The following is a 12,783-nucleotide window of genomic DNA, read 5'->3' as shown; positions in this document are numbered from 1 at the left end:
TGTAAAAGACAGTTTCTTTTTTAGGGGGTAAAAACATGAAATCTATCTATGTAGCGTTAACATGTAGAAATTGTGGGTATCAGACACATAAACAAAGTGAAACACTGATTTTATCTGATTTTGAACCATACTTGAAAAAACAGCTGATAGATGAAACTTATTTTTCAGCCATTTGCCCCTGTTGTAAGAATAAAATAGATTTTCTGCACCCTTGTTTGTTTGTGGAGAAAAAGTATCGATATATTTTATTTATAAAAGCAAAACATGATCAAAAAGATACAGATCATCTTTTATATCAAGAAAAGGCATATTGCAAGCGATATGTTGATAATACAACAAAAATAAAAGAAACTATGAAAATTTTAGAAGATGGTTATGATGATCGTGCTATTGCGATAATGAAATTAAAGCTGCTTTTACACCTAAGGAAACAGGAGAAACATCCTGTTTGTATAACCTATTTTGATAGTGAAAAGGAACAATCATCGATATGGTTTAAGGTAAAAACAGAAGAAGGGGAAGAAATGATGGCTGTACATATGCAAATTTATGATAATATTTTAAATATTCTTCCAAAGGATGATCATGAGCATTATCAAAACATAGATTTAGAGTGGGCGATACAATTTCAAAAAAAGAACTTGAAACAGAAATGACAAGCGTAACTTTTAAATGCAGTATAAATATTGTATAATATTTTCAAGAAAAGAGAGGTTGAAAGTGATATGATAAATGAGCCCTATATTAAAATAACGGTGACAGTTGTTATTATAGGCTATATGGTCTATTTATTTTGGAAAAATGTCCAAAACTTTATGAAGTGCCAGCAAGCCAGAGCAGATTTTATTCGTCTTCATAAAAAAGATGAACTTGTATTTGTGAATCAGCAAATGCTTTTGTGTACAATATTATCGTTTTGTATTTTAACACTGGTAATTATGTTTTTGTTAGGAGACAAAATGACAGCGGATATACAGGAATTATACTGGTATCGTGTTGCGTATATATCATTGATTTTGATTTTTGTTGGATTGATTTTTGATGGTTTATCTAAGCGCAGAATGATATTGAGTCATGATGCATTTCAAGTGGATGAAGGAACCTTTCGCTTTCGATCAATAGTGAATTTTGAACAGCGAGGCACTTTTTTTCGAGTTGTACGTGTTTTGATGAATGATGGACAGAAGGTAGTTGTTTCAAGAAAAATGGGAATGCAGCTATCGGATGCATATGATGCATGGAAAGCACGTAAAAAAACAAAGAGATAGTTTTGAAATATAATTTGTACAATTCCATAATTTTTAATAATCATATTTTTTAAATCATCTAATTGGTGATGAAGAAGCGGGAATGTTTTTATTGTAGTAAAAACATCCCGTTTTTATATTTTTTAGGTAAGTGTGGCAAGTGATACAAAACGTGAAATTTAAAACCTGTGTACAATATCAAATAGGTAAATTAATAAAATTATAAAAATAAAAGTGATGACATTTGTAAATTACATTTTGAAGAACAATGGTTTATAATGTAAACGATTTCTGAAAGGGATGACTTTCAAGAAAAGAAGATATGCATTTATGTATACGAAAAAATATGAATATATGGTGAATTACGTGAATATTATGTGAAAGAGAGTGGAAAATTATTGCAAAGATGGAATATCTATAGTATTATATTTTATATAAAGTAAGCGATTACAACTTACAGAAGGAGGATACAATGAAATATGTAGTTATGGTAAGTCATGGCGAATTTGCTCCAGGATTACATTCCGCAGTAAAAATGATGACTGGTAACAGAGAAGATGTGCTGAGTACAAGTCTAAAGGAAGATATGGATGCAGATCAGTTTGCTGCAAACTTTTCAGAATTAGTTGCAAATATCACTGCGGATGATCAAATCATTTTATTGGCAGATATTTTAAGTGGATCTCCATTCACAAATGCAGTTAATGTATTAAGTGAAAAAGGACTAATTGGGAACACAATTGTTATTGCCGGAATGAATATGCCACTGGCTGTTACAGCTGTTTTAATGAAAGATAATTTTGATGATATGGAATTATTGAAACAGACAATTTTAAGTGAAGGTCATGCAGGACTATGTGATTTTAATGTAAATGGCGGTTCTGATGATGACGATGAAGATTTATAAAATTTGGTTTTAAATGTGTAAAACATTAAATAATAGGGAGGAAACATTATGATTAGTTTTATTCGAGTAGATGATCGTATTATTCACGGTCAGATTGTTACACGTTGGTCTAAGGAATTCCCATGTGATGGAATTATCGCTGTTAATGATAAAGCAGCTACTACACCTGTATTGGCACAGTCTTTCAAGGCTTCTACAGATAAAAAAGTGTTTATTTGGACAATGGAACACTTCCTTGAAAAGAAAGAACAGGTATTGAAAAGTGAAAAACGTTATTTCTTGATTACAAAAAATCCAATTGATATGAAGAAAATTTTAGTAGATGAAGGATTTGTACCTAGTGATGTTAAACGTGTTGTTATTGGACCTTGCAACGATCGTCCAGGGGCAACAAAATTAGGACAAAATCAATCAATTACACAGGAAGAAGCAGATGCTTGCGAAGCTATGACAAATGCAGGTTATGATGTTTATTTCGCATTATTAAAAGAAACTGCAATTGGTTCATGGCCAAAATTCAGATCTAAATTTGGTTACTAATATTGGGAGAATTAGTAATTGAATTGGGTTATATAGACAAGTTTAGAGAAAAGGAGATGAACTACTATGACTTGGTTGCAGGCTATCCTTATTGGGATTATGAGTTGTACAGCCGCATCAACAATTGCATGTTTAGGTACCTCTGTAGGTAACTATACATTAAACCGTCCATTGGTCGCTTCTATGATCGTAGGATTAATTTTGAACGACGTATCTGGATGTATTCAAATTGGTATTCCAATGCAGTTAATTTATATCGCATTGGTTACTCCGGGGGGAACTGTTGCAGCAGATTTGCGTGCCGTTTCTTATATTGGTATTCCACTGGCTTATGTTGCTGTTAAAGGTGCTGGATTTGACTTTGGTGGAGAAGAAGCAAAAGGTATCGCTTCAGCATTAGCAACAGCTACTGGTACTATTGGTATTTCTCAGTTCTATGGTACTGCTATGATGAACTTAATTTGGCAGCACATTGGATGGGCAAAACTGGATAAGGGAGATTTACACGTTGTTGGTAAAGTAGATGCTTTATATCCATTAATCAGCCACTTCTTAATTTCCTTTATTCCTGTTACTTTATTGAACTACTATGGTTCAACAGTTGTATCTGAAATGGCTACAAAATTAAGTCAGGATTCTATCTTTGTACAGTGTATGATTCAGGTTGGTAACTTGTTGCCATGTGTTGGTATTGCTATCTTGTTAAAATCAGTTGTTACAAAGGCTACAGACCTTATCATGTTCTTGTTAGGTTTCGTATTGGCAGGTTCTATGGGTCTTACATTAATCGCAGCTGCTTTAGTTGGTGTTGCATTTGGTTTCATCAATTACCAGATTACAATGCTAAGAAACAGTCGTGTTGCAGTTTCTGCTATGGATGACGACGAGGAGGACATTTAATATGAAAAAGTTAAGTAAAAAAGCTCTGAATGGTTCCTTCTGGCGTTGGTATTATGGAAACTTGACTGGTTTCTCTCACGAACACATGCAGACATTTGGTTACATGTGGGCAATGCTTCCAATTATTGAGGAACTATATGATACAAAAGAAGAACAGTGTAAAGCAATGGAAACTTATTATCCATTCTTTAATACAGAACCACAGATTGGTACTATTATCGTAGGTATCACAGCTGGTTTGGAAGAGGCACGTGCAAATGGTGCTGATGATATTGATGATGAAATGATCAATGGTATTCGTGCCGGTCTTATGGGACCTTTGGCAGGTATTGGAGATTCTTTGATCGTTGGTACTTTAATTCCTATTTTGTTAGGTATCGCAATTGGTCTTGCTGAAGGTGGATCTGTTGTTGGTCCTATCTTCTATATCGTTGTATGGAATGCGATTATTACTTGGTTCCAGAAATGGATTTATAATAAAGGTTATGAATTAGGTGGATCTGCGGTAGAAGTTATCGTAGGGGAACAGGCTACAGCACTTCGTGAATCTGTTATCGTTATGGGGCAGGTTGTAGTTGGTGCTATGGCTGCTAGCTGGATTGGGTTACAGACAAAAATTAAGATTGCGGATGACTCTGAAGGAAATCCAGTTACATTACAGTCTAAATTAGATGGTGCTTTACCTAAAGTATTGCCATTATGCTTTGTGCTTCTATGCTGGTGGCTAATGGCTAAAAAAGGTATTTCTGCAATTAAAATCTTATTATTGATGATCATTGTAGGTATTGCAGGTACATTGATTGGATTCTTTGGTACTCCTCCAGCACCAAAAGCATAATAGATGCAATGAAATAATCAGCCCTACCTCCCAAGTGGGGTTGATTTTTTCTTATAAGTTTGCTTATAATAACATAAGTTCATTATACAAAGTTATAAGAAAAAGGAAGGGAGATTTTCATTTATGGCTTTAAATAAAAAAGAAAAAGAAAAACTAAAGATGCAGATTCAACAGGAAAATATTTTAGTGCGTCGATTAGGTAAATGGGTAAAGATATCATTTCTTTTATGCATTGCTTTTGCGGCTGTAGCTTTTTGGGGATTCAGTGGGATGAAAGATGCACTTCTTCCTAATATACCGGAAATAGTAAGGAATATTGTGAAGTGGCTTGCTTTAGTTTTCGCGATCCTATCTGGAGTGTTTGGTGTATTGGCATCTATGAGTTTTCGAAATGGGAAAAAACATTTATTAAAACAAATTGACTTATTAAAATAAAGTTTTCAGATACAAAATCTGAAACTTTTTTATTTAAAATTTGTAATTTGCAGAAAGCAATACGTAATTAGTTATAGATAGAATTGTTAGGAGTGTGATATCATGTTTTCTTTCTATCTTTTGTTTTGCTGTTCTGCAACTCTTCTTTTGAATTATTATATAAGAAAGTGGACACATAAAAATTTAATTATATGGTCTTTGATTTCGGGAGTTATATTGAGTTATGTCTCTTGTTATTACAATGAAGAAGAGTATCTGAAATTCATTTCTTTTATATGGTATATGGTTTTGATAAACATTTCTTTAATAGATGTGTATACGTTGAGAATTCCTAATAGTTTGACTGGTATACTATTTGTCTGTGCATTGGCAAATGGTATATTTAACAATTCTGTAAATGTTTTAAGTCATATTTTAGGGATGGTTTCGATTAGTTTATTTTTGTTTACATTATGTAAAGTAAAAGCTGACAGTTTTGGGTTTGGAGATATAAAACTTTGTGCAGCTGCTGGTTTATATCTTGGTTTGAGTAATATGATTTGTGCTTTTATTATTGCGGTTATAGCAGCGGGAATTGCTGCACTATGCATTCTTATAAAAAAGAAAAAACTGAAAAATGTTAAAATGCCATTTGGACCATTTTTATGCTTTGGCTTTATGTTAGCTTCTTTATATGGGGAATGTATTGTAAACTGGTATTTTTCATTATATTAAGTACAAATGTCATTGACTAACTTTATCCCCTTAAAATTATGGGATGTATCATGTATAATAGTAGTGTAAAAATGCAGTTGATATATGAAGTTTGAATGATACATGGAAATGATGGTATTCTAGTTCACTTTTATATTTATAAACTGTACATAGATAGTAATGCATACCATAAAGGGAAGGAAAATTTTAGAAAATAGAGAGGTAAGGATATGGCAAAAAAAGGTAAAACAACACAGCAGACAGCAGCAAGGAAGGTAATTGATATATTAAAGAAAAATTATGCATTTTCACCCGATACAGCAATTGGGTATGATAAAATAGGAAAAATTCCTATGCCTACGCAAATCATTGCATATACAATTGCAAATTTGATGGATAATGGAGTTGTGAAACGTACGGATGATGAGAAGTATTATTTTGATCAAAAGGCGTGGGATAAGGTTGTTCGTAAAGTGAATTTTGCTTATGCAGGTTTATTGGGAATACCTGTCATTGCATTGCTATTTGTGTTGCTATTGCAGTATTTATTAAAATAGAGGTAGATAAATGCTTCTATTTAATTTATTAAGATATAATGTTATAACATTTATTGTTTTTTATGCATCTTCATATTATAATATTTGAGAAAGAGAGGAATGATATAATGTATCCATTAAAACTGAAACCGATTTATGATAAAACAATTTGGGCAAATGATAATTTAACGAAACTTCGTGGTATTAAGGAAACAGGCTTTGGAACGATTTGGGAGGTAAGTGCTCATCCATATTCTAAAAATGAAATTTTGAATGGAGAATATGCAGGGAAGACACTTTGGGATTTACTGGAAGATAATCCCAAAGCTATTTTAGGAGAAATTCCTCGTTCGAAAATGGTTCGTTTAGCATTTCTTGATGCAAAAGATGATTTATCAATACAAGTACATCCATTTGATGAATATGCACATAAGCATGAAAATGATGAAGGTAAAACGGAGTCATGGTATATTTTGAAAGCAGAAGAGGGAGCAACTTTAGTTGCTGGAACTACCATTGCAGATGCTGATGTATTAAAAAAAGCAGTTGAAGATAATACAGTAGAAAAATATGTTCGTAAAATTCCTGTACAAGAAGGGGATTTTGTTTGTATTGATGCAGGTATGCTTCATGCACTGGGGAAAGGAATCGTTGCTTTAGAAATTGGTCAAAATTCAAATGTCACTTATCGTTTTTACGATTATGATCGAAGAGATGCAAACGGAAATCCAAGAGAATTGCATATAAAGAAAAGTTTTGATGTTGCTGATTTCACATTGGAGTGTAAAAAGATTTCAAATCCGTTCGAAAATGTAAATATGAATGTGGAAAAGCAGCTTGTAGATCGTGATGAGTTTAGTGTAAAGCTAATTGATATTTGTGAAGAATATGTTCTTCCTCAAGATGGAAAACGGTTCTTTACGATTAGTAATATGAAACAGGATGCTAAGATTGAATGGGATGGACAGGAAGTTGATTTTGCTTATACTGAAAGCATATTTATTCCTGCAGACTGTTCAAAAGTAACTGTAAAAGGAAAAACTAGAATTCTGTTGAGTTTTGTAAAATAAGAATAAGGTTGTTATTTGGTTAATTTCTGCATGATATGCAGAGGTTAACCTTTTTTAGTGCTTAAGAAAGCAGGAAATATATAAAAATGAACTACAGGATTTGAACAATCAAACCATGTAGTTCATTTTTACTGGTAGTTTTTATTATCCTAAATTTGCATTATAAATATCGAAATAACTGCTATATAAACCAGCTTCTGTTTCTGCAGAAATACGACCTCCAAATAAAGCATTTGGACATGTTTCAATAGCTTTTGTAGTACAAGGCAATACAACATGGCTTTCTATCCATTTTCCATCTCCAACGGCTCTTAAATTATCGTTAATGTGTTCCTGATAACGCTCAGGTGCAAATTTATGAAGCATCATAGGAATATATAACTCTTCTGCATACCAGGAAAGCTTATAGGTATTGGAACAGTAACTAAAATTTTCTATTAAAATCTCTGCACTTTTTCTTGTTAAAATAAACCAGGGACTCCCAATTAAAATTTCATCTTCTAAGTTACGTTTAGAATGGAAAGCATATAAAATAGAAGCCATCCCTCTTGTCATTGCACGAACAAATTTGTTTGTTGGAAATGTAATAATATTTGTGTAAGGATAATATTTTTCTGTTTTTTTACGTAAATCAGGATCATCTTTTTCACTTCTGTCAACATAGAAGAAGTCTTTGTCAGGGTATTGTTTTAGATACGCCAGTATTTCCATTCTAGATTTTAATGGAACCATGCCATCTGTAAGATTAATAAAATAATCAAATTCCTGATTTTTCAGCTGCAATGCTTCTTTCATTTGCATTAAAGTACCTCGCGCTAAAGAAAGATCTCCTTCTTGTGCATACATTTGTTTTTGTGAGATATGCACTTTCGAATATTCCATAAAGGTAAATGCAATCTGATCACGCAGCTCATTATCGTTAATCATGATGAATACATGATCTCCTTGTTTTGTTAGCTGCGTAATCAATTCCTGTAATTCATCATAAGGACGTTCAGAATGTATTAGATATGCAATTGTCATGTAAATTCCTCCAAAATATATATTTATTATAGCATTTTTTCTAAGTGATGTAAGTGATAAAAGTCATAAAAAGGGCTGTTTTACAACCCTTCCTGTATACGTATTTCTTCAATTTTTTCTTTTATTTTTTGTGCAAGTATTATATGACTTTCTTCACTGATATGAACACAATCAAAGTTGTGTGCGCATATAAAATCTCCTGCATTTAAATACTCGCATTGGTATTCATCCGTAATATCTTTATATGTATCTTTCAGTTTAAGGCTTATTTCATAGCCTCGATCTCCAAAATCGGCCATAATACTTTCATTTTCTTTATAGTCAGGATGAATGGGAGCGGGAACGACTACTAAAATTTTTGGAGGTTTATAATCGAATTCATAAAGATAAGGATTGCGTGTGATACGAATAAGTTCTCGTATTCCTTTCGCAATAGCAAATTCACTGGCATGAAAAACGTTTTTTAAATCATTGGTGCCAAGCATAATAATAAGCATATCCAGAGGCTGGTGCTGTTTTAATAAAACAGGTAGAGTTTTTCTTCCGTTTCGATGCTCATTGTAAGGATCATCAAAAGTAGTGGTTCTTCCATTTAACCCTGCTTCTATAATTTCATCTTTTGCACATAGTGATTGAAGAACTTTTGTCCATCTTTGCTGGATACGACAATTATGTTCTCTATCAAATCCCCATGTGTTGGAATCTCCGTAACATAAAATTTTCATACGCTATTTCATCCATCCAAAATCTTTTAAACAGGCTTCAACATTTTCTTCAAAAGTTCCAAAAGAGATTCCTGCCTGTTCTAGTTTTTGATTGTCTAAACGATAATCGCGAAAACGTTCTTTATAACGTTCATGATTAGGGAGAATATAAGTATTGATTTCATCATCTTTATATCCTAACATATGTGCAACTATTTTTGCGGATTCATAAGTATTATGGGTGTTGATATCACTGACATGATAAATACCTGATTCTAATTGTAGAATTTTTTCAAACTGATCAGCTAGTTTTTGTGCATAAGTCATACCTCGAATTTCATTTACAGTAAATTGTGTTGGGGTATGATAAAACATTGCTTTCATAACATTTTGTATGATATTTGGAGATGCTTTTACTTTAGGTCGGCTTAATCCAAACATCCAGGAAAAACGTAAAATGAGATAATCATCTAGGTGAGAAGTGATATATTGTTCACATTCTACCTTATGAAGACCATAACGTGTTACAGAACATACATCATCATCTTCTTTAAATGGTCCTTTTTCAGTTTTGCCATTAAAACATTGTTCTGTACTTATAAAGATAAGACGAGCATGTTTTTTCATGCAGGCATCCGCAATAATTTTTGTACTTTCTACATTCACTTTGTAGGTTAATTCCGGATAGTTTTCACAATCTGCAGTTTGTGCCATTGCCCCCGTATGGAAAACATAATCAAATTCCCGTGAATCAAAATAAGATTTTACTGCTTCCGCATCGCTTAAATCTGCATCATTCCTAGTCATAGAAATAACTTCAAAAGAAGTTTGCAATTTTTCTTTTACTAAAGAAGCTATAAAACCATTTCCTCCGGTAATAATGATTTTTTTCATATTACTTTTGTTCCTTTCTGAATTGTTCCAGTATTTTTAAAGAACTGCTTGTTCCTATACGTTGTGCACCAGCTTCAATCATGGCCTTGCATGTAGCCCAGTCACGTATTCCTCCAGCTGCTTTTACTTTTACTTCATCTCCAACAATTTCTTTCATTAACTTAACATCTTCTACAGTTGCACCACCTGTGCCAAATCCGGTACTTGTTTTAATATAGTCTGGTTTGACTTCTTTTGCTATTTGCGCAAGTTTTTTTATTTCATCTTTTTCTAAATAACAATTCTCGAAAATAACTTTGCAGGGAACATGATATTTATGACATAGCTCGCTCATTTTTTTCATTTCTTCTTTAATGTAATCCCAATGGTGCATTTTTGCTTCTCCTATGTTAATAACATAGTCAATTTCATCTGCACCCTGTTTAATAGCAGTTTCCGTTTCCATTAATTTTACTTCCAGTGGAGTTTGTCCTAATGGAAAAGAAATTGCAGCCCCTACATGCACTTTTGTATCTTTTAATAACTCTTTGCAATAGGAAACAGGTGAAGAATTGATTGCCACCATAGCTGCACCAATGCTTTTTGCTTCTTCACAAAGTTTATTAAAATCATCCTTTGTTGCATAAGCTTTTAAGAAAGTGTGATCGAATAATGCTGCTAGTGATGTTTCATTAAGTTCATTTACATTCATCTTAATATCCTCCTTTAACATAATGTAATTACATTATAATATTAGGATATATGGTTGTCAAATTGTCTTTTATCTTTTATAATGGAATAGAAAGCAGGGATTTATATGGATAAAAAGTTAAAAGAGCATTTTCTCATTGATAAAACACTACCTGTTCCTCTCTATTATCAGTTAAAAACACAATTGTTAAAGTTGATTGATGAGGGATATTTTAAGTCTGGAGATAAACTTCCAACAGAGTCAGAATTATGCGCATTACTGGATATTTCCAGACCTACGATACGACAGGCATTTTCTGAATTAATAAAGGAAGGTTATATAATACGTAAAAAAGCAAAAGGAACATTTGTTTCACAGCCTAAAGTGGAAGGTTATTTTTTTCAAAAATTAAGCAGTTATAATGAAGAGATGGAATCATTAGGATTGCACCCATCAACAAAAGTAATTGGATGTGAGGTTATAAAAGCACCAGATGTTTGTAGACAGCTGCAAACAGATAAAGTTATTTATTTACAAAGAGTACGTTATGCAGATGATAAAGAAATGGTGTATGTAGAGACTTATCTTCCTTTTGAACGGTTTTCTAATATTCAAAAGTATGATTTTACAAAATTTTCTTTATACAACATCATGGAAAAAGACTATAACTGCAGTATTGCGTATGTAGATCGTATTGTGGAGGCAGCACATGCAGATAAAAAAGTAAAAGAATATTTAAATATGAATGAAGATGATGTTATTTTGCATGTATGTACAACTGCTTATACAAAAGAAAATGAAGCTGTAGAAGTCTCAATTGCTTCTTATCATGGACAGAGAAATAGTTTTACAATGAAATTGACAAATACAAAAATATGAAGAAAAGTTGTTGAATTTTTAGTTAGAAAGGAAAATACTTTATTTTTCGGGAATATAAAAAAAGATGTGTAAATAGTTGAAAACAGGTAAGAATGTGAAAGTAAAACAAACTTACAAGGAGGAAATCAACATGAACACATCTTTTATTTCGACAAAACAAATCAGGGATCTGGTTAATGAGCAAAAGTTTACATCTACTCAAGATATTATGAACTGTATGAAAGGAATGTTTGCAGATGTTTTGGAACAAACTCTGCAGGCTGAAATGGATCAGCATTTGGGTTATAATCATGCGGAAAGAAGAAATGATGAAGGAGAAAAAAACTATCGTAATGGCTCTGTTAAAAGGACGATGAAGACGCAGTTAGGCGAAGTGGAAATCAACGTTCCAAGAGATCGCAACGGTGAATTTGAACCTCAGATCATCAGTAAATATCAACGCAATACAGACGGCATAGAAGATCGTATTTTATCTCTTTATGCTGCTGGTATGTCAACCCGTGATATCAAGGAACAAATCAAAGGTCTCTATGATGTAGAAATTTCAGAGGGCCTGGTAAGCAAGATAAGTGAACGTATTCTTCCTGAAGTGACGCAATGGCAGAACCGACCTTTAGAGGCATATTATCCTTTTGTTTTTATGGATGCCATTCATTATAAGATACGTGAAGATCACCAGATAGTAACAAAAGCAGCTTATGTCATTTTAGGAATCAACAATGAAGGAATCAAGGAAGTACTGGGATTGTGGGTAGGTGCAAGTGAATCCGCTAAATACTGGATGGGAGTATTAAATGAGCTGAAGAGCAGAGGGGTACAGAATGTTTCTCTATTCTGTGTAGATGGACTTGCAGGGTTTAGAGAAGCAATCACAGCTGTATATCCAAAAGCAAGAATACAGCGCTGTATCATCCACCAGATTCGCAACAGTACTCGCTTTGTAAGCTATAAGCACATCAAGGAATTCATGAAAGATCTGAAGATGGTATATCAGGCAAATACGGAAGAACAAGCAATCGGTCAGTTAGGAATTTTCAAAGAAAAATGGGGCAAATACTATCCAATGGCTGTACATAGCTGGGAAGATAACTGGGACATACTAAGCACGTATTTTGATTATCCGGTGGAAATCAGAAAAATCATATACACAACAAATGCAATTGAAGGATTAAATCGACAATTTAGAAAAGTAACAAAAACGAAGAATGTATTTCCAAATGATGATAGCTTGAGAAAAATGCTGTATCTGGCAATACAAAATCTGAGCAGCAGATGGACCCAAAGATGTCGTAACTGGGACATAATACAGAATCAGCTAATGATAATGGATGGAATACAAGCATAGGATTGTAATAATTAAATTATAAAAAGTCAGTATAAAATCCAAATAATTGGGTATACTGACTAATAGATAAAAACAAAGATGCATAGACAATATTCGACTTTC

At 32.9% G+C, this 12,783-nt stretch carries 16 protein-coding genes; 12 read left to right on the top strand and 4 right to left on the bottom strand.

Annotated features, from left to right (window positions below; genetic code table 11):
• Positions 1 to 35 precede the first annotated feature (35 nt).
• The 10 genes from A9CBEGH2_RS06605 to A9CBEGH2_RS06560 all read left to right on the top strand — a co-directional run bounded on the left by A9CBEGH2_RS06605 (position 36) and on the right by A9CBEGH2_RS06560 (position 7,166).
• Positions 36 to 656, top strand: a complete 621-nt coding sequence (locus A9CBEGH2_RS06605) for a CpXC domain-containing protein (protein ID WP_118362079.1) — start codon at positions 36 to 38, stop codon at positions 654 to 656.
• A 69-nt stretch (positions 657 to 725) separates the two neighbouring features.
• The gene (locus tag A9CBEGH2_RS06600; protein ID WP_118362078.1) at positions 726 to 1,268 is read left to right on the top strand and encodes a hypothetical protein; all 543 of its coding nucleotides are present in this window, start codon (positions 726 to 728) and stop codon (positions 1,266 to 1,268) included.
• A 451-nt stretch (positions 1,269 to 1,719) separates the two neighbouring features.
• Positions 1,720 to 2,154 (top strand): PTS sugar transporter subunit IIA, encoded by a 435-nt coding sequence (locus tag A9CBEGH2_RS06595; RefSeq protein ID WP_115715433.1) that lies wholly within the window; start codon positions 1,720 to 1,722, stop codon positions 2,152 to 2,154.
• A 48-nt stretch (positions 2,155 to 2,202) separates the two neighbouring features.
• Positions 2,203 to 2,694 (top strand): PTS sugar transporter subunit IIB, encoded by a 492-nt coding sequence (locus A9CBEGH2_RS06590; RefSeq protein WP_115715432.1) that lies wholly within the window; start codon positions 2,203 to 2,205, stop codon positions 2,692 to 2,694.
• Positions 2,695 to 2,760: 66 nt separating this feature from the next.
• Positions 2,761 to 3,594 (top strand): PTS sugar transporter subunit IIC, encoded by an 834-nt coding sequence (locus A9CBEGH2_RS06585; protein WP_115715431.1) that lies wholly within the window; start codon positions 2,761 to 2,763, stop codon positions 3,592 to 3,594.
• Position 3,595: 1 nt separating this feature from the next.
• Entirely contained in the window at positions 3,596 to 4,432 is an 837-nt protein-coding gene (locus A9CBEGH2_RS06580; RefSeq protein WP_115715430.1) for a PTS system mannose/fructose/sorbose family transporter subunit IID, read from the top strand.
• A gap of 123 nt (positions 4,433 to 4,555) precedes the next feature.
• Positions 4,556 to 4,867 (top strand): hypothetical protein, encoded by a 312-nt coding sequence (locus A9CBEGH2_RS06575; RefSeq protein WP_115715429.1) that lies wholly within the window; start codon positions 4,556 to 4,558, stop codon positions 4,865 to 4,867.
• A 102-nt stretch (positions 4,868 to 4,969) separates the two neighbouring features.
• On the top strand, positions 4,970 to 5,581 hold the full coding sequence (locus A9CBEGH2_RS06570; RefSeq protein ID WP_115715428.1) for a prepilin peptidase: 612 nt from the start codon (positions 4,970 to 4,972) through the stop codon (positions 5,579 to 5,581).
• A 209-nt stretch (positions 5,582 to 5,790) separates the two neighbouring features.
• Positions 5,791 to 6,117 carry a hypothetical protein gene (locus A9CBEGH2_RS06565; protein WP_115715427.1) on the top strand — a complete coding sequence of 109 codons (327 nt, stop codon included), beginning with the start codon at positions 5,791 to 5,793 and terminating at the stop codon, positions 6,115 to 6,117.
• A gap of 107 nt (positions 6,118 to 6,224) precedes the next feature.
• Positions 6,225 to 7,166, top strand: a complete 942-nt coding sequence (locus A9CBEGH2_RS06560; RefSeq protein ID WP_163104437.1) for a type I phosphomannose isomerase catalytic subunit — start codon at positions 6,225 to 6,227, stop codon at positions 7,164 to 7,166.
• 144 nt (positions 7,167 to 7,310) lie between these two features.
• Here the strand turns inward: A9CBEGH2_RS06560 and A9CBEGH2_RS06555 are convergent, their stop codons facing one another.
• The 4 genes from A9CBEGH2_RS06555 to deoC form a co-directional block, all read right to left on the bottom strand.
• Positions 7,311 to 8,189, bottom strand: a complete 879-nt coding sequence (locus A9CBEGH2_RS06555) for a beta-1,6-N-acetylglucosaminyltransferase (protein WP_115715425.1) — start codon at positions 8,187 to 8,189, stop codon at positions 7,311 to 7,313.
• 80 nt (positions 8,190 to 8,269) lie between these two features.
• Positions 8,270 to 8,914: an SGNH/GDSL hydrolase family protein gene (locus tag A9CBEGH2_RS06550; protein WP_115715424.1), complete on the bottom strand. Its 645-nt coding sequence runs from the start codon at positions 8,912 to 8,914 to the stop codon at positions 8,270 to 8,272.
• Positions 8,915 to 8,917: 3 nt separating this feature from the next.
• A complete protein-coding gene (locus A9CBEGH2_RS06545; RefSeq protein ID WP_163104435.1) occupies positions 8,918 to 9,787 on the bottom strand; it encodes an SDR family oxidoreductase in 870 nt (289 codons plus the stop codon).
• A gap of 1 nt (position 9,788) precedes the next feature.
• Entirely contained in the window at positions 9,789 to 10,478 is a 690-nt protein-coding gene (deoC, locus tag A9CBEGH2_RS06540) for a deoxyribose-phosphate aldolase (protein WP_115715422.1), read from the bottom strand.
• Between the two features lie 105 nt (positions 10,479 to 10,583).
• On the opposite strand from deoC, the gene A9CBEGH2_RS06535 reads away from it, so the two are divergent.
• Both A9CBEGH2_RS06535 and A9CBEGH2_RS06530 read left to right on the top strand, forming a co-directional pair.
• Positions 10,584 to 11,336, top strand: coding sequence for a GntR family transcriptional regulator (locus tag A9CBEGH2_RS06535; protein ID WP_118277709.1), 753 nt, complete (start codon positions 10,584 to 10,586; stop codon positions 11,334 to 11,336).
• A 130-nt stretch (positions 11,337 to 11,466) separates the two neighbouring features.
• Positions 11,467 to 12,681, top strand: a complete 1,215-nt coding sequence (locus A9CBEGH2_RS06530) for an IS256 family transposase (RefSeq protein ID WP_115715175.1) — start codon at positions 11,467 to 11,469, stop codon at positions 12,679 to 12,681.
• The last annotated feature ends 102 nt before the right edge of the window (positions 12,682 to 12,783 follow it).

Origin of the sequence: Amedibacterium intestinale (assembly GCF_010537335.1) — a bacterium.
Lineage (GTDB): Bacteria > Bacillota_I > Bacilli_A > Erysipelotrichales > Erysipelotrichaceae > Amedibacterium > Amedibacterium intestinale.
The sequence above is the reverse complement of the archived record's forward strand: the minus strand, read 5'-3'. Positions and strand labels throughout refer to the sequence as shown.